This window comes from Nocardia sp. NPDC049737, assembly GCF_040674755.1.
GTDB lineage: Bacteria > Actinomycetota > Actinomycetes > Mycobacteriales > Mycobacteriaceae > Nocardia.
On record NZ_JBFANH010000003.1, the window covers coordinates 258,915 to 283,150 of the forward strand.

Annotated in this window: 22 protein-coding genes; 15 read left to right on the forward strand and 7 right to left on the reverse strand. The window is 65.2% G+C overall.

The window, feature by feature from the left end; genetic code table 11:
* Window positions 1–27 precede the first annotated feature (27 nt).
* Entirely contained in the window at window positions 28–540 is a 513-nt protein-coding gene (locus AB0J47_RS06045; protein ID WP_364341057.1) for a hypothetical protein, read from the forward strand.
* A 271-nt stretch (window positions 541–811) separates the two neighbouring features.
* Here AB0J47_RS06045 and AB0J47_RS06050 read toward each other — a convergent pair whose 3' ends face one another.
* Window positions 812–1,615, reverse strand: a complete 804-nt coding sequence (locus AB0J47_RS06050; RefSeq protein ID WP_364341059.1) for an SDR family oxidoreductase — start codon at window positions 1,613–1,615, stop codon at window positions 812–814.
* Between the two features lie 141 nt (window positions 1,616–1,756).
* Window positions 1,757–2,644, reverse strand: a complete 888-nt coding sequence (locus tag AB0J47_RS06055) for an alpha/beta hydrolase (RefSeq protein WP_364341061.1) — start codon at window positions 2,642–2,644, stop codon at window positions 1,757–1,759.
* A gap of 334 nt (window positions 2,645–2,978) precedes the next feature.
* Between AB0J47_RS06055 and AB0J47_RS06060 the strand changes: the two genes are divergently transcribed.
* Window positions 2,979–3,830: a GNAT family N-acetyltransferase gene (locus AB0J47_RS06060; RefSeq protein WP_364341063.1), complete on the forward strand. Its 852-nt coding sequence runs from the start codon at window positions 2,979–2,981 to the stop codon at window positions 3,828–3,830.
* On the opposite strand, the gene AB0J47_RS06065 is transcribed toward AB0J47_RS06060, so the two are convergent.
* Window positions 3,827–5,077: a KasA/KasB family beta-ketoacyl-ACP synthase gene (locus tag AB0J47_RS06065; protein ID WP_364341065.1), complete on the reverse strand. Its 1,251-nt coding sequence runs from the start codon at window positions 5,075–5,077 to the stop codon at window positions 3,827–3,829. The genes AB0J47_RS06060 and AB0J47_RS06065 overlap by 4 nt on opposite strands.
* Window positions 5,078–5,529: 452 nt before the next feature.
* On the opposite strand from AB0J47_RS06065, the gene AB0J47_RS06070 reads away from it, so the two are divergent.
* The gene (locus AB0J47_RS06070; protein WP_364341067.1) at window positions 5,530–6,237 is read left to right on the forward strand and encodes a hypothetical protein; all 708 of its coding nucleotides are present in this window, start codon (window positions 5,530–5,532) and stop codon (window positions 6,235–6,237) included.
* 8 nt (window positions 6,238–6,245) lie between these two features.
* Here the strand turns inward: AB0J47_RS06070 and AB0J47_RS06075 are convergent, their stop codons facing one another.
* The gene (locus tag AB0J47_RS06075; RefSeq protein ID WP_364341069.1) at window positions 6,246–7,004 is read right to left on the reverse strand and encodes a uracil-DNA glycosylase; all 759 of its coding nucleotides are present in this window, start codon (window positions 7,002–7,004) and stop codon (window positions 6,246–6,248) included.
* Window positions 7,005–7,164: 160 nt separating this feature from the next.
* Between AB0J47_RS06075 and AB0J47_RS06080 the strand changes: the two genes are divergently transcribed.
* From AB0J47_RS06080 to AB0J47_RS06110, 7 genes are all read left to right on the forward strand, one after another.
* Window positions 7,165–7,608: a GyrI-like domain-containing protein gene (locus AB0J47_RS06080; RefSeq protein WP_040695392.1), complete on the forward strand. Its 444-nt coding sequence runs from the start codon at window positions 7,165–7,167 to the stop codon at window positions 7,606–7,608.
* On the forward strand, window positions 7,605–8,039 hold the full coding sequence (locus tag AB0J47_RS06085) for an effector binding domain-containing protein (protein ID WP_364341071.1): 435 nt from the start codon (window positions 7,605–7,607) through the stop codon (window positions 8,037–8,039). Before AB0J47_RS06080 ends, AB0J47_RS06085 begins: the two co-directional genes overlap by 4 nt.
* Window positions 8,040–8,295: 256 nt before the next feature.
* Window positions 8,296–9,060: a hypothetical protein gene (locus AB0J47_RS06090; RefSeq protein WP_364341073.1), complete on the forward strand. Its 765-nt coding sequence runs from the start codon at window positions 8,296–8,298 to the stop codon at window positions 9,058–9,060.
* Entirely contained in the window at window positions 9,057–11,204 is a 2,148-nt protein-coding gene (locus AB0J47_RS06095) for an Rv1355c family protein (RefSeq protein WP_364341075.1), read from the forward strand. The genes AB0J47_RS06090 and AB0J47_RS06095 overlap by 4 nt, the downstream gene beginning before the upstream one ends.
* Before the next feature lie 67 nt (window positions 11,205–11,271).
* Window positions 11,272–13,089 (forward strand): EAL domain-containing protein, encoded by a 1,818-nt coding sequence (locus AB0J47_RS06100; RefSeq protein ID WP_364341364.1) that lies wholly within the window; start codon window positions 11,272–11,274, stop codon window positions 13,087–13,089.
* 375 nt (window positions 13,090–13,464) lie between these two features.
* Entirely contained in the window at window positions 13,465–14,592 is a 1,128-nt protein-coding gene (locus tag AB0J47_RS06105) for a glycosyltransferase (RefSeq protein ID WP_364341077.1), read from the forward strand.
* Between the two features lie 275 nt (window positions 14,593–14,867).
* Window positions 14,868–15,746 (forward strand): SDR family oxidoreductase, encoded by an 879-nt coding sequence (locus tag AB0J47_RS06110; protein ID WP_364341079.1) that lies wholly within the window; start codon window positions 14,868–14,870, stop codon window positions 15,744–15,746.
* Here AB0J47_RS06110 and soxR read toward each other — a convergent pair.
* Window positions 15,715–16,200 (reverse strand): redox-sensitive transcriptional activator SoxR, encoded by a 486-nt coding sequence (soxR, locus tag AB0J47_RS06115; protein ID WP_040695381.1) that lies wholly within the window; start codon window positions 16,198–16,200, stop codon window positions 15,715–15,717. The genes AB0J47_RS06110 and soxR overlap by 32 nt on opposite strands.
* A gap of 110 nt (window positions 16,201–16,310) precedes the next feature.
* Between soxR and arcA the strand changes: the two genes are divergently transcribed.
* Entirely contained in the window at window positions 16,311–17,609 is a 1,299-nt protein-coding gene (arcA, locus tag AB0J47_RS06120) for an arginine deiminase (RefSeq protein WP_364341081.1), read from the forward strand.
* Window positions 17,610–17,616: 7 nt separating this feature from the next.
* Window positions 17,617–17,976 carry a GntR family transcriptional regulator gene (locus tag AB0J47_RS06125; protein WP_364341083.1) on the forward strand — a complete coding sequence of 120 codons (360 nt, stop codon included), beginning with the start codon at window positions 17,617–17,619 and terminating at the stop codon, window positions 17,974–17,976.
* Window positions 17,977–17,979: 3 nt separating this feature from the next.
* Here AB0J47_RS06125 and AB0J47_RS06130 read toward each other — a convergent pair whose 3' ends face one another.
* Window positions 17,980–19,581, reverse strand: coding sequence for a phospholipid carrier-dependent glycosyltransferase (locus AB0J47_RS06130; RefSeq protein WP_364341085.1), 1,602 nt, complete (start codon window positions 19,579–19,581; stop codon window positions 17,980–17,982).
* Between the two features lie 236 nt (window positions 19,582–19,817).
* Here AB0J47_RS06130 and rsmI point away from each other — a divergent pair, with 236 nt between their 5' ends.
* Window positions 19,818–20,675, forward strand: a complete 858-nt coding sequence (rsmI, locus tag AB0J47_RS06135; protein WP_364341087.1) for a 16S rRNA (cytidine(1402)-2'-O)-methyltransferase — start codon at window positions 19,818–19,820, stop codon at window positions 20,673–20,675.
* 86 nt (window positions 20,676–20,761) lie between these two features.
* Window positions 20,762–21,514, forward strand: a complete 753-nt coding sequence (locus tag AB0J47_RS06140) for an isocitrate lyase/phosphoenolpyruvate mutase family protein (protein WP_364341089.1) — start codon at window positions 20,762–20,764, stop codon at window positions 21,512–21,514.
* Window positions 21,515–21,734: 220 nt separating this feature from the next.
* Here AB0J47_RS06140 and metG read toward each other — a convergent pair whose 3' ends face one another.
* A complete protein-coding gene (metG, locus tag AB0J47_RS06145) occupies window positions 21,735–23,411 on the reverse strand; it encodes a methionine--tRNA ligase (RefSeq protein WP_364341366.1) in 1,677 nt (558 codons plus the stop codon).
* Between metG and AB0J47_RS06150 the strand changes: the two genes are divergently transcribed.
* Complete coding sequence (locus tag AB0J47_RS06150) at window positions 23,340–24,176, forward strand: TatD family hydrolase (RefSeq protein WP_364341368.1); 837 nt, start codon at window positions 23,340–23,342, stop codon at window positions 24,174–24,176. The genes metG and AB0J47_RS06150 overlap by 72 nt on opposite strands.
* Window positions 24,177–24,236 lie beyond the last annotated feature (60 nt).

Here is a 24,236-nt window from a genome sequence, read left to right on the forward strand (position 1 = left end):
GGGCAGCGCCCCGCTGGCGCCACCGACATGTTCACACTGCCCCGCCGCGGCGCTCATGGCAATAGCTTCAGCACACTCTCTGCAACACCTGTTCATGACCGGAGACCGCCGCTGCCGCTGCCGGAGTTTGCGGTAGCTGGATCTGGGGTACTTCCGGCGCTGAACGAACTCCAGGCAACCGGCGGCCGTGGCAGTCAGGGAACCTGTCCGGCAAAAGGGATTATTATGTGGGACAAGCGGTTCGACCACACCACGCATCGGCAATCCGAGGGCGGCGAATTGGACAGCAGCACAGTCGCTTTCGCTGAGATCGCGGATAATCTGGTGCGAAATCTGCTCGATACCGGGCTGCAGCTCAACAAGATCGGTATCGAATTCGACAGGGAATCAGCCGCATCCGCGCAGGCGGATCGGACGCGCGATGCGATAAGCGACATCATCGACGATCTCGACCGCATCATTCGCGATGCCGGTCTGGCCGTGATCGCGGTGACTTCGGCGCTACCGAGGGCAGAGCCGGGCGCATCGCGGCACAAATGATCAAGGCCGGGCCGATATTCGGCGGCGTATAGCCAGCCACGCACGGGGTGTTGGCTGAAGACGACGCATTTGCCTCGCCGCTGTTGCTGTGATCGCGGGCCTGCCGCCCATGTCGGCATTGGCGGAGATCAATCGACTGTTGTTCGAGCCGAACGGGACGTATCTGCCATGGGGCCTATCAGCCGCCGCCGTCGCCGGAGCCGCATACACCGCCGATGCTCACCTGTCCGAGCGGCGGGGCCGAATGCATCCAATGATGTCATTGCCGAAATCACCGGGACAACCCATAGGCCCTGGCGATGACCTTCTCGATGACCGTGCGCGGCAATAGGCGGCGCAACGCGAACATCGCAGGTGCGTTGCTGCCGACCGCGTACAACGGCCGCGGACGGCTGGCCTCGACGGCGGAGACGATGGTGGCGGCAACCCGTTGTGGCGTAATGCCTTTGGCTTGCTGTCGATCGAGTGCGGTCATGAAATGGGTGAAATCCGCTGTGTGCGGGGAGTTCTCGTCGATGTACTTGGTGCGTCGCTCACGCAGCCCGGTATCGATCTGGCCGGGTTCGACGGTGGTGATCCACACGCCGAACGGTGACTCCTCGAATCGAGCCGCCGTGGCGAATCCCCGCACCGCTGCCTTGGTTGCGACATAAGAGGACCGGTATGGCATCGGAAAGCTGGCGAGCATGGAACCGACCATGACAACCCGGCCGTAACCTCGGCTCCGCATTTCGGGGAGCACTGCCTGGGTGAGCGTGACCGGCCCGAGCACATTGAGCTGGAACAGCCGCTCGACCGCCGCGGTCGGTAATTCGGCGAGCGGACCGGCCTGGCTCTCGCCCGCATTGTTGATCAGCACGTCGACACCGTCGAGGCCGTCGACGAATTCGGCGATCGACTCGGCATCGGTCAGATCGAGCGCGCGATAGTCGACATCGGCCACTCGGTCGGCGGCCGCGATCGACTCCGGATTCCGGCTCGTCCCGATCACTTGGAAGCCGCGCGCGACCAGGGCCGCAGCGGTTGCCTTTCCGATGCCGGAGGACGCACCGGTCACGACTGCCAATCGGGTCATAGGTTCTCCTCAGTCTTTCGCGCCCAGCTTTGAGTACCTCAGCTTTGAGTACCTCAGCTTTGAGTACCTCAGCATTGAATACCTCAGCATTGAATGCCTCGGCGGCCAACGGTATGGGTGCGAAAGCCGGAGTGACAAGGGCTACTTCGTGTCTGCCGCAAGTTCGATCAAGCGGGCGCGGACAAGTCCGGGGCGTTCGTCGGCGACGAAATGTCCACAGCCGGTGACCGGTTCGAAGGTGTAGTCGTCGGCGCGGGCCGTTTCGGCGGCCGCCAGGGAGCGGTGGACGGCGGGGTCGTCTACGCCGAACAGGGCGCGGATCGGGATGGTGGCGCGGCGGCGTTCGGGATGACGTGCGGCATTCGGAATTTCGCGCAGCCAGAAGGTGCGATAGGTGTCGGTGGCGGCGCGGGCACAGACCGGATCGCGGAAGCGGTCGGCGAAGATGCGGATCACCTCGGGGCTGACCGTGCTGCGGTCGGTGATCGCCCCTCTGATCAGCCATTCGAGGAAGCGGGTGCGCTGCTGCAGCGGTACGCCCACGGTGGCGACCAGCGGCTGGTAAGTGAGCAGGCGCCAGATCTGTCGCATGACTGTCGTCGGCGGTACCCACGGATGGGCCATATTCAGCACCAGGTAGCCGCCGAAGCGGTCGGGTTCACGCAGCACCATGCGGTAGCCGATGTAACCGCCCCAGTCATGGCCGACGAGCAGCACCCGTCGCAGGCCCATCGCATCGAGGAGGGCTAACACATCGGAGGCCACTTCCTCCTTCGACCACCGATGCGGCGGTGCACCCGACCAGCCGTATCCGGGCAGGTCGGGGGCGATGATCCGCAGTCCTTCGGGCGGGTCGGCAAGCAGATTCCGGTAGGCGTAGTGGTGCTGTGGCCAGCCGTGCAGCAGCACGACCGGGCGACCGTCCTCCGGTCCGGATTCAGTGACGTGGAACCGGACATCGCGGGCTGTCACGAACGTCCGGCGCACCCCGGGGATGACTGGCGGTTCGGTACCGTCGGTAACAGGCATAACGCCCACGATAGTTCGCCGAGCGTCTGCGGAACCACCTTCTGCAGTCGGATTCGCACCACCGCCCGTGGTCGGATAGCGCTTCGTCGGACCACCATGAGGCGGGTCTGCTAGTCGTGCGGCCGCAGTGGCCATTTCGGCGATCTGAGGGTCGGTTCATCGGCGCGACCGTAGAGAAGGCCGCGCGTCACGCCGCTCGGTCCTCGCTCAGGACGGCAACCAGCACAAGTGAATCGAAAGCCGCTGGTGAGCAGTGGCCACCTTTGAACGCGCCGAACCCGCTCGGCGCTAAAACCAGGTGAATCCGGCGCTACCGACAAGGTAGTAATTCCTCATGCCAACTGAAACCGCCCCCGGTTTATTCGCCGGACAGGACCTCGCCGCGCGGGTCGAGCACGCCGAACGCACGCTGATCGAGGAGGGTGCTCGCGCGGCCGCCCGCCGGGACCCGCAGCAGCGAGTGCTGGTGCGGCCCATCGGCGGCGGCCTCGCGGTGTGGGCGGGCCCGGGTTCACCGCTGGACAAGGTGGTCGGCGTCGGAATGAACGGCGCTGCCTTCGATGACGCCGAGCTGGACGCGGTCGAACAAGCCTTCGCCGAGCGGGAAGCGCCGGTCCAGGTCGAGGTCTCCACGCTGGCCGATCCGACCGTTGTCGAACGCCTGACGCGGCGCGGCTATGTGCTGTTCGGCTTCGAGAATGTGCTGGGCTTGCGGCTCGAGCCGGGGCGGCAGGCGCGACCGGCCGAGGGCGTCGAGATCCGCGATGTCGGGCACGACGAATTCGACACCTGGGTGAATGTCGTCGTCGACGGCTTCGCCACCCCGGACACTCAGGGCGTCGCCTCCCATGAGGAATTCCCGCGCGAGGCCATCGAACGCGCCGAGCGGGACCTCACCGCGACGAATGGTTTCGTCGGCTCGCTCGCCATGATCGACGGTAAGCCCGTCGGTGGCGCGAGCTTGCGCCTCAGCGATGGCATTGCCCAATTATGCGGTGCGGCAACCCTTCCCGAATACCGCCGCCGCGGCGTGCAGGGCGCACTGCTTTCGATGCGCCTCGCCGCCGCGGCGGCCGCGGGCTGTGACCTCGCGGTGGTTACGACCCTGCCGGGTTCGAAGTCACAGCAGAACGTCCAGAAGCTCGGCTTCCAACTGCTCTACCCGCGCGCCATTCTCGTCCGCTAGTACCGGCCGAAGGCGAGCGCGACATTGTGCCCGCCGAAACCGAACGAGTTGTTGATCGCGTACTCGATCTCCTGGTTGCGCGCCTCGCCGTGCACCACATCCAGATCGATCTCCGGATCCTGGTTGTCCAGGTTCAGCGTCGGCGGCACGACGCCGTCGCGGATGCTGAGTACGGTCAGAATCGATTCCAACGCGCCCACCGCGCCGATCGAATGGCCGAGTGCGGATTTCGGCGCGTAAACCGAGGCGTGGTTACCGACGGCTTTGTTGATCGCATTGGCCTCGGCGGTGTCGCCGATCGGGGTCGCGGTCGCGTGCGCGTTGATGTGGGTGATGTCCTTCGGGGTCAGACCTGCGATCTGCATGGCCCGGGTCATCGCGCGTGCCGCGCCACCACCATCGGGCGCCGGAGCAACCAAATGGTAACCGTCGGAAGTGATTCCGGCTCCGAGCACGCGCGCGTGGATAGTCGCGCCGCGGGCCTTGGCGTGCTCCTCGGTCTCGAGGACCATCAGCGCACCGGCCTCGCCGAAGACGAAACCGTCGCGGTCGGAGTCGAACGGACGCGAGGCGCCCTTCGGGTCGTCGTTGCGGGTGCTCATCGCGCGCATCATGGTGAAGGCCGCGATCGGGAGGACATCGATATATCCCTCGACGCCGCCGGTGACGACCATATCGGCGTCGCCCATCGCAATCATCCGCCATGCGTTGACAATTGCCTCGGACCCGGACGAGCACGCAGAGACCGGCGTGATCACGCCGGCCTTCGCCTTCAATTCGAGACCGACGACCGCCGACGGACCATTGGGCATGATCATCTGCACGGCCAGCGGCGAAATCTTGCGATAGCCACCATTTTTCAGCTTAGTGTTCGCATCGGTGATCGCATCGGCGCCACCGAGTCCGGTGCCGATCGCCACACCGAGCCGTTCGGGATCCACCTCCGGACTGCCCGCATTGCGCCACACCTCGCGTCCGAGGACCGTCGCGAGCTGTTCGACATAGGACATCCGACGCTGTTCGACCCGCGTCAGCAGGGTCTCGGGGCGAACCTTCAACTGACCGCCGATGCGGACGGGGAGGTCGTACTCCTCGACGAAGGGATCCTCCAACACGTCGATTCCGCTCTCGCCGTTGAGCAGTCCCTTCCACGTCGCGTCGACATCACCCGCGATCGACGTGGTCGCCGCGAGACTTGTCACGACGATATTCGGGAATCGCCCGTCGGCGGCAAAGAGGTTTCGCACGAGAGTCACTCCTGGTTTCTCTTCCGATAACGCAGTTTTCGGTGTCCTGGCGAGTGCCTTATCCGAATTGGACAGGCGTTCGACGGACTACGGCGGCCGGACATCGTTGTCGTACGGCATCGTCGCAGGCGTTCTACTATGCCCCCGAATGCGTTGAAATGCATTGCTGAGCTGGTATTTCCGCTGGACATCGTTTCCGGAAGAGCATACCGGCGCGGATTGATCACGGTATGCCCGTCATTACGAACCTTAGGCCCGGCGGTTGTGGGAAACCTCTAAAGTCGCAGGAAGCGCGCGCATCCGCAGGCGGTTGCAGCGTAGTGTGCTGGTCCACTGACCGGTTCTGTCCGGCCCATTCGGTCGCCTTACCGGCGCATCTATGCAATCTTGTTATTGCACAACGGCATTGAAAGGGTCGCCCCAGCGGCACGGTGAAGGGGTGTGGCGAGATCATGGTGTCGTCGAACACGGCCGAGTCCGGCGGCAATACCGCCGCGCAGAGTTCACCCACCCCGCCTGCTGCCATCCCCCGGCACGTCGGCACGCGCGGTAGTCGCGCGACCGATCCGCTGTGGCCGGGCATGCTCCCGCCTGGACCGGCACCGCATGTCCTCCCACCGGCGCGCCCACATCGCCGGAAGCGGCGTCCGGCGCGTCGGCCCTGGCTGGTCGGCAGTGCCGCAATATTCGGCACGTTGGCGGCGGTGGCGTTGGTGCTCGTGTACACGGCCGAGGCGAGCAATACCCGGCAGTCGACGGCCACGATCACCGATCCGGTGCTCGGTGGCGGACCGAACTGCGAGCCGACGCGCACCGAACAGTTGGTGCGCGGCAACGGAACCGGCTCGACCGATTCCGGACCGGATGTGATCCTGGCCTTCCAATACGCCTATTACATGACTCGCTCGGCCTCGGATGCCCGCGCACTGACCACACCGGATGCGGCGGTGTCCTCGGTCGCATTGATCGATGCGGGCATCAAATCGATTCCGCCCGGCACCCAGCACTGCGTAATGATCACCCCGATGCTCGACGGCCGCTTCGACGTCGTCATCACCGAATTCCGACTAGATGCGACAGTGCGCACCTATCGACAGTTCGTCAGCGTCACGTCCCACGAAGGCATCACCGTCATTACCAAGATCACCGCGCCGTCCTGACTCGCTGCTCAGCTCCGGCGGCCGGGAAGACCCGCGGCGGTCGCCGCGGCGGCCAGCACCGCCTCCAGCATGTCGGGGGTGAGCCGACCGGTGAAGGTGTTCTGCTGGCTGACGTGGTAGCAGCCGAATAGGTGCAGCGGCGCTCGGTCATCGACGGTCGGCGGCAGCACGACGTGAGCGCCGTGCCCGAATTTGGGACGCGGACGCGGCATAGTCCAGCCCGATGCGGCAAGCACCGGAAGCAGCGCCTGCCAGCCGAACGCGCCGAGTACAACCACCGCTCGCACTGTCGGTGTGAGCAGACCCAGTTCGGTCTTCAGCCAGTGACTGCAGCGATCCCGCTCGTCGGGTGTCGGCTTATTGTCGGGCGGCGCGCAGTGCACCGGCGCGGTGACTCGAGCGCCGATCAGCCGCAGCCCGTCGTCGCGGTGCACCGCCGTCGGTTGATTGGTCAGCCCGACGTTGTACATGGCGGCATAGAGGAAATCCCCACTGCGGTCGCCGGTGAACATTCGCCCGGTCCTATTGCCGCCGTGGGCGGCTGGGGCGAGCCCGACGACCAGCAGTCGTGCGTCATCCGGACCGTAGCCGGGAACCGGCCTGCCCCAATAGGTTTCGTCACGGTACGCGGCGCGCTTCTCCCTGGCCGCTCGTTCCCGCCAGGCGACCAGCCGCGGGCAGGCGAAGCAATCCGCGACCGCGGCATCCAGTTCGGCGATGGTCTCGCACACGATCACATGCTGCCGCAGGTATGTATCGATAGCCATCCGTTTGCGTACAGGTCGCACGACCAGTTCAACGCCGTGGGGAGGTGTGCATAACGGACCGGACATGTGAGCCGGACCACGCGGTCGAGTTGATAGCATGGCCTTCCTGGCCGTCCGGATGCGGGCAACGCCCCCGGGTTCACCTCGAAAGAGTCTTTCCATGCAGTTTGAAATCGTCGAGCGAGACGAAACGTGGGTTGCCGGGCTCCCGGTGCGCAGCCCGAAACGTGCGCTCGGGGAACTGCGTGACCACGACCTCGAGGCCGCGTGGGCGGCAGTGCTGCATCAGGAACTCGGCGGCCAGCTGGCCAGCGCGTACACCGATTACTCCGGTGAACTCGGTACCTACAACACCCAGATCGTCGGCTATGAGTGCGTGTCCTTCGGCGAGGTCACCCGCGGTCACCTGGTGGCGCGGCTGCCGCGCGGCACCTATGCCAGATTCTCCTCGGTCGGTAACTTCCCGCAGGTGATGACCGACCTGTGGACGCAGATCGCCTACGCCGAGGAACACAACCAGATCAAACGCACCTATACCGGCGATTTCGAGTGTTATCCGCACGCGTACAAGATCGATCTCTACCTGGCGGTCGAGGCGCGATGACATACGCGATCGTGGTGCGCCGCGAGGCCATCTACGGCGGTCTGGTGGTGCCGCGGGTACGTCCGAGTTTCAAGGTCAGCAATAGCGACCTGATCGAATTCCTCAAGGATCGGCTACGCGACCGCGCGGGCGCCGACCAGCCGATGTACACGGTGTACGTGCCGGATCCGGCCGGAAACTACAACGCCGTCGTATGTTTCGAGTACTCCGCTCCGGGCGCGGTTCCGGTCGGTGACGTACTGGTCAAGGTGCCCAAGGGTGTCTACGCTCGGTTCGAGCCGAACGGGGACTACCACGATCCGGTCGAGGATGTGTGGGCCCAGGTCGACGATGCGACGGCGTCCGCCGAGATCACCCGTGCGTACCGGGAGGAGATCGAGATCTGGCGTGGGCCGGAGTCGGTCGAACTGTTCATCTCCATCCTGGTCTAAGTTAGCCGTCTGTTAGCTACGTCAGTACCAACTGGTCTCCACGATCTATTCGATGGCATGTTCGAGTGTTCTGACCTGCAGTAATTTCGGCGCGGGCAATTAGTTTTCGGAAGATTAACCAGATATCTGGTCAATTCTTCAAGGATGACGGATACTGCCTTAGGCAAACTCACCTGATCGGCGAGTCGTCTGGCGGGTCGGTCAGGCCGGCTCGATGACCGTGCAGATGTGCGGTAGCAAACGGAATAGGAACACCATGACTGTCGAAACAATCGCAGTCGGCCCGGGGGGCACACGCGATGCCGAGGTTTTGCGGTTCCGCGACATGCATTCCGGATATGTCTTTCATGTCGCTACTCCGCAGGCTCATCCCGATCTGTGGCGTCGTTATCTGCGCGGTGCGCTGCAGGTTTACCGGCACTACGGTGTGGATCACGCTTTGGAATACGACAGCGTTGTCGACGGCCGTTCGACTTCGTTGTTCTTCACCGCCGTAGATCCGTCCGGCGCCGTCGTCGCGGGATTGCGGGCACAGGGTCCCTACGGTGTGGCCGACGAAGTGCACGCACTGCGCGCCTGGGCCGGCCGACCGGGTGCCGCCGAGTTGCGCGCGATGGTTGCCGACCGGATACCGGAAGGTGTGGTCGAGGTGAAGGCGGTTTGGGTCTCCCGAGCGGCCGAGCACCGTGCCGCGCTCGCCGCGGCGGTCTCCCGCTGTGTCGTCCACGCCGCCCGACTGCTCGATGCCAGGTTCGGTTTCATCACCACTGCCACGCGAAATGTCGGACTGTACCGCTCGAGTGGTGGGTATGTCGCCGATCGGGTACCGGCTGTGCCCTATCCTGACGATCGCTATCAGACTATCCCGATGTGGTGGGATACCCGGACATATCGGTCATTAGCCACCAAATTGCAGAGTTCGTTGACAGCGCTGGAGCGTGCGGCGCTCGATGCCTGGCTGTCGCCGCATGGTCGAGCGCCCTCGAGTGGACCAGGGATCGGAGGATTGGCGCAGGTATGAACGGTGACCTCACCGCGGACCACCGCCCGCTGATTCTCGACGAAAATGCCTCAGTCGATGCCCCGATCCTCGTGCAATTACGGAAATCACCGCAGGTCCGCATTCTCGATCTGCGTGATGTGCTGCGCGCCGAACTCGCCAAGGTGCGTCGGCCGCCGCCGGACCTCGGGGGGCCGGAGACGGACCGATGGGTTTATTACCCGTGGCGGCGCGCGCTCGTCGGGTTGCCCGGTGAAAAGACATTTCGGGCAATTCGCTTGGACCGCAACCAGAACAAGCTCACCCGCGCCGAACAGGAACGCTGTGCCGGTCTCGCGATCGGGGTCGTCGGGCAGAGCGTCGGCCACGCGGTCGCTTACACACTGGCCCTCGAGGGCACCTGCGGCCTATTGCGCCTGGCCGACTTCGACGATATCGAGTTGTCGAATCTGAATCGGGTGCCCGGTGGGATCTTCGATATCGGCGTGAACAAGTCCATCGTGACCGCGCGCCGGATCGCCGAACTCGATCCGTATCTACCGGTCGAGGTCGCCACCGCGGGCATCGACGAGGACACCGTAGACACATTCCTGCATGGATTGTCGCTGGTCGTCGAGGAATGCGATTCGCTCGATATCAAATTCGCCGTCCGGGAAGGCGCACGCCGACAGCGCATTCCGCTGGTGATGGATACCAGCGATCGCGGCCTGCTCGATGTCGAGCGCTATGACCTGGAACCGGACCGTCCGCCGTTCCACGGTCTGCTCGGCGCGACCATGGGCGCGGATCTGCGCGGATTGTCCACGAAAGACAAGGCGCCGCACGTCATGCGGATTCTCGACCCGAAGGAGCTATCGGCCCGGATGGCCGCGAGTCTGGTCGAGATCGACGAAACCGTGACGACCTGGCCGCAACTCGGCGGTGACGTCCAATTGGGTGCGGCCATCGTGGCGGCGGCGGTGCGCCGGATCGGGCTCGGCCAGAAGTTGTCCTCGGGCCGGACCCGGTTCGATCTGGAACGTGGTCTGGACGAGCTGGCCGAACCGGAGCCCGGGTGCGAGAAGGTGTCCGACGAATTTCCGGTGGCCGAAGGCAGTGTGCCGGATCCGGACGGGTCCGCCGTCGAGAAGATGCTCGAATCCGCGCGGCGAGCGCCCTCGGGCGGCAATACCCAACCGTGGTACCTGCGCGTCGATGGCGATGAACTACGCATCGATCTCGTCCGAACCCGCTCGTCGGCACTGGATATCGGCTATCGCGCCAGCGCGGTATCGATCGGCGCGGCGCTGTACAACGCGCGCACCGCGGCCGCCGCGCACGGTCTACTCGGCGCGCACGAGTTCATCGAGAACAACTCCACCCCATTTTCCGCGGTGCTGCATCTGGGCGACGGCACCGATTCCGCACTGGCCGCGGACTATCCGTACACACTGACCCGCGAGACGAACCGACACCTCGGCGCGGGCGCGCCACTGGCCGATCACGTCCTGCCCGACCTGGCCGCGGCCGCCATCGATGCGTCGGTCCACGCCATCACCGAACCCGATGAGCTCGCCGCCGCGGCCGCACTGCTCGGTGAATCCGATCGCATCCGCTACCTGACCCCGCGCCTGCATCAGGAGATGTTCGGCGAACTGCGCTGGCCCGGTGAGGATTCGCGCACCGGGATCGATATCCGGAGTATGGAATTGGCCCCCGACGAGCAGGCCAAGATCCGCATCGGCGAGCGCTCGGATGTGATGGATCGGTTGCGCGAATGGTCCGGCGGTGCCGCGCTCGGCGAGTACACGCGCGACCGCGTGCTGTCGAGTTCGGCGGTGCTCGCGATAACTTTTCCGCGTCGATCCGGCGCAGAGTCGGTATCACTTGCCGATTACGCGCGCGGTGGCGCGGCCGTGCAGCGGGTCTGGATCGCGGCGCAGCGGCTCGGTCTTGCGGTGCAACCGGTCTCGCCTTTGTTCCTATATGCGCGGCACCCCGACGAGCTGAAAGGGATTTCCCCGGATTTCGCGGATACACTTACCTCACTTCAGGGCCGTTTCCTGGACCTGCTGGGAGTGCCTAAACATGAGATCATGGCATTGGTGCTTCGCCTGAGCTTTGCGACAGCAGCCACGGTCCGCAGTAGGCGGCTTCCAGTGCCGGGCGCGGGCAACCGCAGCTAGCGCGATCGGAGATAGGGTGCCTCGGCGAACGCTCGACTCATTGGTGACTCAGGTCGCCTCCGAGTTGATGGGCGTCGACGCCACAACGATGGTGGCGGCGAGTGAACGTGTGCTGGCCAGGTTGGTGGAGCATTTCGATGTCGATTTCAGCTACCTACGCCACACCGATCGAAAGCAGCGGGCGACCGTGCTCATCGCGGAATGGCCGCACCGTGGCGACATACCGGATCCGGACCCGCTGAAGATCGTGCATTTCGAGCACGCCGACTCGGTATTCCGGGAATTGGAACACGCCACCGAGCCGATCATCGTGCGGCCGTCCCAGCAATCCGCCGATTATCAGGAGACGATCCGGCGCTCGTCGGGTATACCGCAGGTCGCCATGGCCGCGGTGCCGTTGTTGTCGCGCGGCGAGTCGACCGGCGTGTTGGGATTCATCAAACAGGGCGATCGCGACTGGAGCACTCGGGAACTGAATGTGCTCAAGGCGATCGCCGCACTCTTCGCCCAGTTGCAGGCGCGCGTGGTGGCCGAGGAGCGATTGCGCTATATCGCCCTGCACGACGATCTGACCGGATTGGCGAACCGGCGGGCACTACTCGAACATATGGAGGAGCGGCTCAGGCAGGGCAGTCCGGGACCGGTGGCCGCCTTCTTCCTCGATCTCGACCGGCTCAAAGCGCTCAACGATTTTCTCGGACATACCGCGGGGGACAACTTCATTCGCACGCTCTCCTCGCGATTGCGGGAGAATCTCGATCCCAATGACATGATCGCCCGACTCGGTGGCGACGAATTCGTCATCGTGCCTGCCAAACCCATGGACGCGGTGGCGGCCGAGTTGGAAGCGACGCGGATCCAGCAGCTCATCGGACGGCGGGTCACCGTCGGCGGGGAATCGGTCAGCCGCGGCGCCAGCGTCGGTGTCGCGGTGGGTATTCCGGGGGAGACCACGGTCGCGGATGTGCTGCGCCGGGCCGATCACGCGCTGCTGTCGGCGAAATCGGGCGGCGGCAATGGGGTCGCGGTCTTCACCGACGCCATGCGCGCGCAGTTCGAACTGCAGGACGATGTGGAGCTGAATCTGCGCGGCGCGGTCTCCGACGGCTCGCTGCTGCTGCACTATCAGCCCGAGGTCGATCTGCGCACCGGCCGGGTGGTGGCGCTGGAGGCGCTGGTGCGCTGGTTGCATCCGACCAGGGGGCTGCTGCCGCCCGGTGCGTTCGTCACCGTTGCCGAGGCCACCAATCTCGCGGGTGAGCTGGGGCGCTGGGTGATTCGGTCGGCCTGCGCGCAATTCGCCGAATGGCGCAGGCGGGGGCTGGCGGCGAATGTGGTGATGCGGATCAATGTTTCGCCGGTTCAGCTGGTCAGCCTGGATTTCGTGGAGCGGATCGAGGATATTCTGCGGCTGTTCGGGATCGATGGCAGTTCGGTCTGCCTGGAGATCACCGAACATGTGGTCGTACAGGATTTGGCGCGCACGCAGGTCACGCTGCGCGGACTCAAGCGAATGGGCGTACAGATTGCCATCGACGATTTCGGCACCGGATACAGCTCGCTCTCGCATCTGAAGGCGCTTCCGGTCGATGCGGTGAAGATCGACCGCGGCTTCGTGCAGCGGCTCGGTGCGAGCACGGACGACCTCGCGATCGTGAAATCTATTATCGGATTGGCCGGGTCGTTCGGGCTCGGTGTGGTGGGGGAAGGCGTCGAGACGCCGGTCGCCGCGCGGACCCTGGTCGGGCTGGGTTGCTATCGGGCGCAAGGTTTTCTGATCGCGCGGCCGATGCCCGCCGATGAGGTGGAGGCGCATCTGGCGGTCGGGCGCATTCCACTGGATCTCGATCTGCCTCGGGCGGGCCGGGGTACCACGCGCGCGTGACCGGCAGGTCCGGTCCGTGGCCGCTGATCGAGACGTTGGGCGATACGTCGACATTGGTCGCCGATGGGGCCGCGGATCAAGGATAGGGCCGTTGCGTTTCGCCGACACCGACTGGATTCCGGTGCCAGCCGAGCTGACGCCGGTGCGAGCGCCGGAGAGTGAGCACGGGTTGTTGCGTGTGTGGGCGTGATCTGTGAGCTGCTGATCGAAATGCTCGGCGAGGAGTGGTCTCGACGTCGAGGAGGGTCGCTTGCGACCTCCCGGGTGTTGGGCTGCTGGGCCGTCGTACCCGTTAGCAGGGTCTTTCACGGGTGTTCATGCGGTGTTGGGCGCATCGGTTCCGGGAGGAACCCGATTCGCTGCACGATCGGCGATGTGCGCATCGTGCAACTGGCGAACTTCTACGGTCCGCGGTCGGGTGGGCTGCGCACCGCATTGCATCATCTGGGCGAGGGCTATGTGGCTGCCGGGCACGAGGTGGTGCTGATCGTGCCCGGACCGCGCCGGACCGAGGAGATCCTGCCGACCGGTGCGGTACGGATCACCCTGCCCGCCTTGGCGATTCCGTGGACTGGCGGTTATCGGGCGGCGGATCCGCGCCGGGTGGCCGATGTACTGGCCGGGTTGCGCCCGGACGTGCTCGAGGTTTCGGATCGGCTGACGCTGCGGGGCTTTGGACGCTGGGCGCGCACCCGCGACGTGGCGAGCGTAATGATCTCGCACGAGCGCCTGGACCGACTACTGGGCCAGGTCATGCCGGCACCGGTGGCCCGCCGATGTGCCGATATCGCCAACCGGCGCACTGCCGACGACTACGACATCGTGGTCTGCACAACGGAATTCGCGCGCGCGGAGTTCCTGCGCATCGACGCGCCCAATGTCGAACTGGTGCCGCTCGGAGTGGATCTGGAGCTGTTCAGCCCGCGTCGCCGCGACAATCGCTTGCGTGCCGATCTCGGCGTGCCCGGACATCCGCTGCTGGTGCACTGCGGCAGATTGTCGGTGGAGAAGCGGGTCGATCGCAGTGTCGAGGCCATCGGCGCGCTGCGCAAGGCGGGCATCGAGGCCAGACTGGTCGTCGCAGGGGAGGGGCCGCGGCGCGAAGCCCTGGAGCGTCGGGCCCGTGCGCTGCCGCCACTGACCGGTGGTCTGCCTGCGGTGCACTTCACCGGATTCATCACCGACCGGGCCATGGTAGCCAAACTGCTTGCCACCGCAGATGTTTCGCTGGCACCCGGTCCGCACGAAACCTTCGGTCTCGCCGCGCTCGAGGCCTTGGCCGCAGGTACGCCGGTCGTCGCCAGCCGATCCTCGGCACTCGCCGATATCGTCACGACCGAATGCGGCGCGGTCGCCGCCGATCGCCCGTCCGCCTTCGCCCAGGCCGTCACCGATGTGCTCGCGATGCCGACCGCCGGTCGTCGCAGGGCGGCGCGCAGCCGAGCGGAGCAGTTCACTTGGCCTCGGGCAGTCGCGGGGATGCTGGCGGTGCTCGGGCGATAATTCGCGCCACAGGATCTCAGCCTGCACTTGCTCGCCGAATCCGTTGCAGCGCCGCCGATCGCCGGTCCGCCTTCATCCAGCGGTCGCCGATGTGGTCGCGATTCCGATCGCCGGTGGTCGAAGGCCATAGCCGGGCTGTGTAGTTCACGTGGCCCAGGGCGGTGGCCGGGACACTTGCGGCGCACTCGCACTCCTGATTCGAACTCCCCGACTCGCTTGCACCGTATGAACCTGTTGCCGCGTACCCTGCGTGCAACCGATTCGGCCTATTCGAGATGGGATCCGGTGTGCTTGGTTTTGGGCGCAGGAAGACAGTGCGGGATGCGAAGGTGCTCGTCACCGGGGCGGCGAGCGGAATAGGCCGGGCGACTGCCCTGGCATCTGCGGCTGGGGGTGCCGAACTGGTGCTGACCGATATCAATGCCGAGGGCCTCGAGGATACGGTTCGCGCCATCAAGGACGCGGGCGGCACCGTACTCGCCGCGCGTGCCCTCGATATCACCGACTACGGTGCGGTCACCGCCTTCGCCACCGATGTGCATGCCCAATTCGGCAGCCTCGATATCGTCATGAATATCGCGGGCGCCTCCACTTGGGGCACCGTCGAGAATCTCGAGCATCGCCATTGGCGCAAGATGGTGGATGTCAACTTGATGGGCCCCATTCATGTGATCGAGAATTTCGTGCCGCCGATGGTCCGGGCGAAACGCGGTGGGGCACTGGTGAATGTCTCCTCGGCCGCCGGAATCCTCGCGCTGCCATGGCATGCCGCCTACAGCGCGGGCAAATTCGGTATCCGTGGCGTCTCCGAGGTCTTGCGATTCGACCTGCGGAGCCACGATATTTCGGTGCACGTGGTGGTGCCAGGTGCGGTGAACACCCCGCTGGTGCACAGCGTCGAGCTGGTCGGGGTCGACAAGGAAGACCCGAGGATAAAGCGACTCATCGCGGCGTTCACCAAGCATGCCGTATCGCCGGAACATGTTGCGGCGGAGATCCTTCGCGGTATCGAGCGCAATCGGTTCCTCGTCTACACTTCCTTCGATATCCGCTTCGGCTATTGGTGGGCCCGCAAATTCGCCTACCCCTACGAATTCGTAATTCGCCGCACCAGCGATCGATTCAGCAGGCTGCTGGCTTCGATGGGCAGTTGAGCGTCACATCGAGTACGCGGGCACCCGGTCCCTGTTCACCGAGACGGTCGTGTTCGTTGACCAATCGGCAGCTGCCCAGTGACAGGCAGCCGCAGCCGATGCAGCCGGTCAGGTTGTCGCGCAGGCGAGTCAGCTGGGTGATGCGGTCGTCGAGGTCGGCCTGCCACGCGGTGGACAGGGTCTCCCAGTCGCGCCGGGTGGGGGTGCGGCCCTCGGGGAGTTTGTCCAGTGCCGCACGGATTTCGCTCAATGGGATGCCGACCCGTTGGGAGATGCGGATGAAGGCGACGCGGCGCAGCGTTTCGCGGGCGTATCTGCGTTGATTTCCACTGGTGCGGCGACTCGAAATGAGACCCTCGCGTTCGTAGAAGTGCAACGCGGAGACTGCTACTCCGCTACGCTCGGACAGCTGCCCGGGGGTCAGCTCCTTCGCTCGCCAATCGGTTGTCGACATTACGCTCCTCCATTCACCTCAACAATACTTCAGGTTAGGATGTGCTGGGGTCGGAATCGCAAGACACCCAATTGCGTGCTCTTACGCCCTCGGCGAACTACGGTCGGATCATGGGAGCAGACGCGGTGCGGGCGGGGCACGATGGCGGTGCGGACGATAGGTTCGATGGTGTCGGCGAGCCGGGTGGTCGACTTGCGGTCACCTCGGAGGTGGGGACCCTGCGCACGGTGCTGCTGCACCGGCCCGGCGACGAATTGCGGCGGCTGACCCCGCGCAATAACGATCAATTGCTATTCGACGGCATTCCGTGGGTCGAGCGGGCCCAGCAGGAGCACGACATCTTCTCCGGTGTGCTGCGCGAACGCGGCGTCGAGGTGCTACTGCTGGCCGATCTGCTCGCCGAAACCCTCTCGGTCAGCGGCGCGGCCCGCATCCAGGGCATCTCCGGCGCGGTCGACGCGCGCAAACTCGGACATATGCTGGCCGACGAACTCGCGGCCTTCCTACGCGGCGTCCGGGCCCGGGATTTGGCCAATATCCTCATGGCCGGGATGACCTTCGACGAACTGCCCTTCGAAGGTGACAACACCTCGCTCGTGCGGCGGATGCACCACGGTGCGGATTTCGTCATCGATCCGCTGCCGAATCTGCTGTTCACCAGGGATTCGTCATTCTGGGTCGGCCCGAGGGTGGCGATCACCTCACTCGCCCTGCCCGCCCGGATGCGCGAGACATCGCTGACCGATCTCATCTACGCATTCCACCCGCGCTTCCTCGGCGTGCGGCGGGCCTACGAATCGCATACCGCGCCGATCGAGGGCGGTGATGTGCTGTTGCTCGCGCCGGGCGTGGTCGCGGTGGGCGTTGGTGAGCGCACCTCGCCGGCGGGCGCGGAAGCGTTGGCGCGCAGTCTGTTCGACGACGATCTCGCGCACACCGTGCTGGTCGTCCCGATCGCCCAGAATCGCGCGACCATGCATCTGGACACCGTCTGCACCATGGTCGACACCGATGCCATCGTGATGTATCCGGCGGTGCGGGATTCGCTGTGCGCGTTCACGATTCATCGCGAGGACGATTACGGCGGACGCAACGACCAGGCCCGGGTGAGTGTGCGCGGTCCCGACCCGTTCCTGCCCGCGGCCGCGGACGCGATGGGCATCGGCAAACTACGGGTCATCGATACCGGACTCGATGGCGTCACGGCCGAACGCGAGCAGTGGGACGACGGCAACAACACTCTGGCGCTCGCGCCCGGCGTGGTCGTGGCCTACGAGCGCAACGATATGACCAATACGCGGCTCGAGGATGCTGGCATCGAGGTGCTGCGCATACCGGGCTCCGAATTGGGTTCCGGCCGTGGTGGACCGCGATGCATGTCCTGCCCGCTGTCCCGAGATGACGTGTGAGCGTGCGATGTTCACCATTTCCGTGACCCACGATTCGTCGATTCCGCCCTACGAGCAGTTGCGGCTCGGTGTCATCGCGCAGGTGCGATCGGGCGAGTTGACGGCCGGGACGAAGATCCCGACGGTGCGAGCACTGGCCGCGCAACTCGGACTCGCGCCGAATACGGTCGCTCGGGCGTATCGAGAACTCGAGGCCGATGGGGTGGTCGAAACCCGGGGCAGGCAAGGGTCTTTCATCGCATCCTCCGGGGACCCGACCAAGGATCTGGCGGGCCGCGCCGCGACCGATTACGTCGCCACCATTCGACGGCTCGGTCTCGATGATGAGGCGGCCCTGCAGTACGTCAGGTCGGCTCTGGAGGGTTAGTCATCAGCGCCAACTGGGCAGCCACAGGTGGTCGTGCCAGTTGCCGGGGGTGATCGGCAACGCGGTCAGAATCGGCCAGAGCCAGATGAAATTGGCGATCACCAGGCCGAGATAGATACAGACCGCGAGTAGTCCGAGGCTGCGTCGTTCACTGGGCACGGCGGGCCGGTAGGTGCCCGCCGGGCTTCGCGGTATTCGTACCGATCGGGCCGGGCCGAGAATATCGCCGCACACCAGCGCGATCCCCATCACCAGGAACGGCGCCAGCGGTACTGCGTAGAAGTAGTACATCTGCCGATCGAGGGTGAAGAACCAGGGAATGAGTCCGGCGCCGTATCCGGTGAGTACCGCCGCGTAGCGCCAGTCGCGACGGACCACACTGCGCCACAGCATCCAGCCCAGCACCGGGAAGGCGATCCACCAGATCGCCGGGGTGCCGATCAGCATCACGGCCTTCACACACTGGGTCTGACCGCAGCCGGTGACACCGGTGTCGGCGTAGTAGTAGAGCATCGGCCGCAGCCCCATCGGCCAGGTCCACGGCTTGGATTCCCAGGGGTGATGGTTACCGGCCGAATTGGTCAGCCCTTCGTGGAAGCGCAGCGTTTCGCCGCTGTAGTACCACAGCGAGCGCAGCGCATTCGGCAGCCACGACCACCGACCGTCGCGACCGACCTGATTGCCGACCGCATAACGGAAGACACCGTCCTCACTGCCGAACCAGGCCCAGTAACTGGCCAGATATACGCCGAGCGGAATCAGCACCAACGAGTACAGCGCGGCCCCGACATCGCGCACCGCCGCACCGACCCAGGGCCGCCGCACACCATAGGCGCGCCGCGCGGAGACGTCGAAATAGACGCTCATGAGCCCGAAAGCGAGGATGAAATACATCCCGGACCACTTTGTGCCGCAGGAGAGTCCGAGCAGTACCCCCGCGCCGAAACGCCACCAGCGCACTCCTAGTCGCGGCCCCCATTCGTTCGCATCGATCCGACCCTCGTAGTCCACCTTGGCGATTCGTGCCCTGACCTCGTCGCGGTCCACGATCAGACAGCCGAAGGCAGCGGTGACCAGCACCCCCATGAAAATGTCGAGCATGCCGATGCGCGAGGAGACGAAGGTGAGTCCGTCGGCGATCAGCAGAATGCCCGCGATCGCGCCGACCATGGTGGAGCGCGCCATCCGGCGCACGATCCGGATGACCAGCAGTACCAGGATCGTGCCCGCCAGCGCCGCACTGAATCGCCAACCCCAGCCGTTGTAGCCGAACATCCACTCGCCCACCGCGATCAGCTGCTTGCCGATCGGAGGATGCACCACCAGCCCGTAGGCGGGATTGTCCTCGACACCGCCGCCGGTGAGGATCTGCCAGGCCTGTGGTGCGTAATGCTTCTCGTCGAAAACCGGGGTGTAGGCGTCGGTCGGATAGTCCAACATGATGAACCGCGTCAACGCCGCGATCGCGGTGAGTACCGCGGTGACCACCCACCCCTGCAGCTTGTCGAGCGGCCCGAAGTCGGGCGACGGACGCAGGGGCGCGGGGCTCGACCAAGAAGGCACCGCCCCGGCTACGGTCGCGCGCTGGTCGGTCACCTGGGTCACGCCCCGATCGTATGCTGTGCGCGCCGCCGTGACCCGCACCGGTGAGCGCGCCGCCGCGCGAATCACACCCTGAGCTGCATTCACGGATTTTTCCATGGGCGCCGCCATTCGATGCCGAGATCCACGGGGTGCGGCCGGAGATGGGGATGGTATGGCGGTGGCAGACTGCGGCGTGGTCGGCCGCAGTGGCCCGATACGCTGCCTTGGAACTACGCGGTCGAGGGAACGGGAGCATTGTGGCGGACCAGGTGGGTCGATTGGTGCTCGCGGCGACGCCGATGGGCGAGATCGGCGATGCCTCACAGCGGCTACGCGAGGCACTCGGCTCCGCCGATATCCTCGCGGCCGAGGACACCCGGCGCACCCGCGCCCTCGCAAAGGCCCTGGACGTGGCGATCACCGGGCGGGTCCTGCGCTTCGATGACCACGTGGAGTCCGCGAAGATTCCGGCGCTGCTCGACGAGATCGAAAGCGGCCGCACAGTGCTGCTGGTGACCGATGCGGGCATGCCGTCGGTGAGCGATCCGGGCTACCGCATGGTGGTGGCCTGTGTGCAGCGTCAGCTCCCGGTCACCTGCCTGCCGGGACCGTCGGCGGTGACCACCGCCCTGGCACTGTCCGCGCTCCCGGTGGAACGCTTCTGCTTCGACGGATTCGCGCCGCGCAAATCTGGCCAGCGTCGAGAGTGGTTGCGCACCTTGCTCACCGAGTCGCGCGCCTGTGTGTTCTTCGAGGCGCCGCACCGGCTCGCCGACTGCCTGGCCGATGCGGTGCAGGTGCTCGGTCCGGACCGGCGGGCCGCGGTCTGCCGGGAACTGACCAAGACCTACGAGGAGGTCGTGCGCGGCACTCTCGGAGAACTCGCGGCCTGGGCGGTCGATGGGGCGCGCGGGGAAATCACCGTCGTCCTCGAAGGCGCCCAACCCGTGGCGGCCGATCCCGCCGATCTGGTCGACGAGGTCGAATCACTGACCGCCGAAGGTATTCGCCTCAAGGACGCGTGCGCTCAGGTGGCCGCCGAGACCGGCGTTTCCCGCCGCGAACTGTACGACGCGGTACTGACCGCACGCCGCGACGGCGGTGACAGTTCCTAGCGCGACTCGCCATCGTCGACACTCTCGGGCGGCCGGATGGGGAGTGTCATAGTGCTATCGATCACGGGTGCGACGATGATCGGGTCATGACCTCTTTGGAAAGCAAGGCGAAGGCGTTTCTCGAATTGCACGTGCCGGGCGATCCCGGTGTCTTTCCGACGGTGTGGGATGCGTGGTCAGCGAATGTCGCTGTCGCGGCAGGGTTTTCGGCGCTGACCCTGGGCAGTCATCCGGTCGCCGATTCGGTCGGGCGCAGCGATAAGGAAGGGATGACATTCGCGGAACTGTTGACTCGCGTCCGGCAGATCACCGGTGCGGTCGACGTTCCGGTCTCCGTCGATATCGAATCCGGCTACGGGCTCGAACCCGCCCAGTTGATCGAGGGGCTGCTGGATGCGGGCGCGATCGGCCTCAATATCGAGGACACGGTGCACAGCGAGGGTGGCCGGTTGCGCACGCCCGAGGAGCATGCCGATTTCGTGCGGGGGCTGCGGCAATTCGCCGACGCGGCGGGCGTGCACGTGGTGATCAATGCGCGCACCGACCTGTTCATGCGCGAGGACGGTGACGCGAGCGACCGCGTCGATCGCGCCATCGCGCGCCTGCGGCTTGCTGCCGCGGCGGGTGCGGATTCGTTGTTCCCGGCGGGTCGGCACTCCGATACCGATATGCGCCGACTGACCAGCGAATTGCCGCTGCCGATCAGCGCTGTCGGGCTGCCCGATAAGTCGGATAAGGCCGTCTTCGCCGAACAGGGCGTCGGCCGCATCACCTTCGGCCCCATGCTGCAATGGGCGCTGACCGCGGAGATCAATCGGCTGCTCGACCGCTGGAAGTAGCCCTCCCCGAGGGTCCGGCTCGAGCGAAGCGCTACCGCTTTATCGAGCGGTAGCGCTTCAGTAATGCGGTGATCTTCGCGTAGTCGGCCGCGCCATTGAGCTCTATCAGCAACTCGTCCGGGCACAGCTCGTAATAGTCACCCCAGTAGCGGCGCGTCTTGTGGTCCCAGATGCGGTAGCCGCCTGGAACGCCTCGTGCTACGTATCGCCTTCCGCTGATTTACTTCTTCGGCTCCACGTAGCGCGGGTAGACCGCTTCGGGCTCCGGCAATGAGGTGCCCGAGACCAGCGGGGTCGCGATATCGGCGAAGGTACGGTTCTGGCTGGCCAGCAGATCGAGGATCTTGCCAGCGGATTCGGGCATCACCGGCTGGACCAGGATGGCGACGATGCGCAGCAGTTCGATGGTCACGTACAGCACGGTCGCCTCACGGGCCAGCGACTCCTCGGTGCCGGTCTTGGCCAGCGCCCACGGCGCCTCCGCGGAGAAGTAGCGGTTGGCCTCGCCGAGCGTCAGCCAGATCGCCTCCAGCGCCAAATGCATTTGCTGGGCATCGAATTCGGTGCGGCACCGCTCCAAAAGACCGTTCGCGCGGTCGAGCAGGGCGCGATCGGCCTCGGTGAATTCGCCCGGCGTCGGCACCACACCGCCGCAGTCACGCGCGACCAGCTTCAGGCTGCGCTGCACCAGATTTCCGAATTCATTGGCCAGATCGGTATTGATCCGTCCGACGATCGCCTCGTGGCTGTAGCTGCCGTCCTGACCATAGGAGATCTCGCGCAGCAGGAAGAAGCGCACCGCGTCCACGCCGTATTCGTCGACCAGCGCGAGCGGGTCGACCACATTGCCGACCGACTTGGACATCTTCTCGCCCTTGTTGTACAGGAACCCGTGCACGAAAACGCGTTTCGGCAATTCGATCCCGGCCGACATCAGGAAAGCGGGCCAGTACACGGTGTGGAACCGGGTGATGTCCTTACCGATGATGTGCACATCGGCGGGCCAGAAGCGCTGGAACGCAACCGATTCCGTATCCGGGAAGCCGACGCCGGTGATGTAGTTGGTGAGCGCGTCCACCCATACGTACATCACGTGATCGGGATGTCCGGGCACCGGCACGCCCCAGTCGAAGGTGGTGCGCGAAATGGACAGGTCCTTCAGACCCGCCTTCACATAACTCACCATCTCGTTGCGAGCCGTTGCGGGCGCGATGAATTCGGGATGTTCGTCGTAGAGCGCAAGCAGCTTATCCTGGTAGTTCGACAGCCGGAAGAAGTAGTTCGACTCCTCGGTCCAGGTGACCGGCGTCTTCGATTCGGTCGATATCCGGGTGCCGTCCTCGAGCAGCGACGTCTCTTCCTCGGCGTAGAACGCCTCGTCGCGCACCGAGTACCAACCCGAGTAGTTGTCCAGGTAGATATCGCCGTTGGCGAGCATTTGCTCCCAGATCGCGGCGCTGGCCACCTGATGGTCGTCATCGGTGGTGCGGATGAAGCGGTCGTAGGAGATGTCGAGCGTCTTGTCCATCGCCTCGAACACATCCGAGTTGCGCGCGGCGAGCTCCTCCACCGGCACACCCTCGGCGACCGCGGTCTGCTGCATCTTCTGCCCGTGCTCATCGGTGCCGGTCATGAAGAAGACGTCATAACCGTCGAGCCGCTTGAAGCGGGCGAGGGCGTCGGCCGAGATGTACTCGTACGCATGCCCGATGTGTGGCGCACCATTCGGGTATGCGATGGCCGTTGTGATGTAGAAGGCGGGGCGGTCAGCTTCGCTCATGGTGCATCTACTGTAATGCGCGTGGATTCCGACGCTCACGTGAATATCCCCCGAGGTGATGGCCGCCGTCGCGCGCCGGAGCTGCCGGAACCGCTCGCACCGCTGGTGGACGCGCATACCCATCTGGACGCCTGCGGGGCCACCGATGCGGAGTCGACGGCGGTGATCGTGGACCGCGCGGCCTCGGTCGGGGTCGGCCAGGTGGTGACCGTCGCCGACGATTTGGCCGCGGCGCAGTGGGCCGTACAGGCCGCGAACTGGGATCGCCGGGTGTTCGCCGCCGTGGCGCTGCATCCGACGCGGGCAAATGCGCTCGACGACGCGGCCAAGGCCGAACTCGAGCGTTTGGCCGCCGACCCGCGTGTGGTCGCCATCGGCGAAACCGGTCTGGATTACTACTGGCCGGGCAAGTTGGCGGGCTGCGCCGATATCGAAGATCAGGTCGAAGGCTTCCGCTGGCACATCGACCTGGCCAAACGGCTGCGCAAACCGCTGATGATCCACAACCGCGAGGCCGACCACGATCTGCTGACGGTATTGCTGGACGAGGGCGCTCCGGAAACCGTGATCTTCCATTGCTTCTCCTCCGACACCAATATGGCGATGTCGTGTGTGGCGCAGGGATACGTCCTCAGCTTCTCGGGCACGGTGAGTTTCAAGAACGCGCATGAATTGCGGGAGGCCGCCAAGGTGGTGCCCGATGACCAGATCCTGGTCGAAACCGATGCGCCGTATCTCACGCCGCATCCATTCCGTGGCGCTCCCAACGAATCGTATTGCCTTCCCTACACCGTCCGCGCCTTAGCGGAATTGCGGGAACAAGATCCGGTGGCCCTCGCCGAAATCACCACAGCCAACGCCCGCCGCGTCTACGGCCTCTGAATTCGAGATCGGGTGGAATCGCGAGTGGCTCGCAATTTCACCTGATCTTGTTTCACATTT

Bases quoted from the DNA above. Each gene is read 5' to 3' on its own strand.
- AB0J47_RS06045 (WP_364341057.1), top strand. From the start codon at position 28: ATGTTCACACTGCCCCGCCGCGGCGCTCATGGCAATAGCTTCAGCACA.
- AB0J47_RS06050 (WP_364341059.1), bottom strand. From the start codon at position 1,615: ATGACCCGATTGGCAGTCGTGACCGGTGCGTCCTCCGGCATCGGAAAG.
- AB0J47_RS06055 (WP_364341061.1), bottom strand. From the start codon at position 2,644: ATGCCTGTTACCGACGGTACCGAACCGCCAGTCATCCCCGGGGTGCGC.
- AB0J47_RS06060 (WP_364341063.1), top strand. From the start codon at position 2,979: ATGCCAACTGAAACCGCCCCCGGTTTATTCGCCGGACAGGACCTCGCC.
- AB0J47_RS06070 (WP_364341067.1), top strand. From the start codon at position 5,530: ATGGTGTCGTCGAACACGGCCGAGTCCGGCGGCAATACCGCCGCGCAG.
- AB0J47_RS06075 (WP_364341069.1), bottom strand. From the start codon at position 7,004: ATGGCTATCGATACATACCTGCGGCAGCATGTGATCGTGTGCGAGACC.
- AB0J47_RS06080 (WP_040695392.1), top strand. From the start codon at position 7,165: ATGCAGTTTGAAATCGTCGAGCGAGACGAAACGTGGGTTGCCGGGCTC.
- AB0J47_RS06085 (WP_364341071.1), top strand. From the start codon at position 7,605: ATGACATACGCGATCGTGGTGCGCCGCGAGGCCATCTACGGCGGTCTG.
- AB0J47_RS06090 (WP_364341073.1), top strand. From the start codon at position 8,296: ATGACTGTCGAAACAATCGCAGTCGGCCCGGGGGGCACACGCGATGCC.
- AB0J47_RS06095 (WP_364341075.1), top strand. From the start codon at position 9,057: ATGAACGGTGACCTCACCGCGGACCACCGCCCGCTGATTCTCGACGAA.
- AB0J47_RS06100 (WP_364341364.1), top strand. From the start codon at position 11,272: ATGGGCGTCGACGCCACAACGATGGTGGCGGCGAGTGAACGTGTGCTG.
- AB0J47_RS06110 (WP_364341079.1), top strand. From the start codon at position 14,868: ATGGGATCCGGTGTGCTTGGTTTTGGGCGCAGGAAGACAGTGCGGGAT.
- soxR (WP_040695381.1), bottom strand. From the start codon at position 16,200: ATGTCGACAACCGATTGGCGAGCGAAGGAGCTGACCCCCGGGCAGCTG.
- arcA (WP_364341081.1), top strand. From the start codon at position 16,311: ATGGGAGCAGACGCGGTGCGGGCGGGGCACGATGGCGGTGCGGACGAT.
- AB0J47_RS06125 (WP_364341083.1), top strand. From the start codon at position 17,617: ATGTTCACCATTTCCGTGACCCACGATTCGTCGATTCCGCCCTACGAG.
- AB0J47_RS06140 (WP_364341089.1), top strand. From the start codon at position 20,762: ATGACCTCTTTGGAAAGCAAGGCGAAGGCGTTTCTCGAATTGCACGTG.
- metG (WP_364341366.1), bottom strand. From the start codon at position 23,411: ATGCGCGTCCACCAGCGGTGCGAGCGGTTCCGGCAGCTCCGGCGCGCG.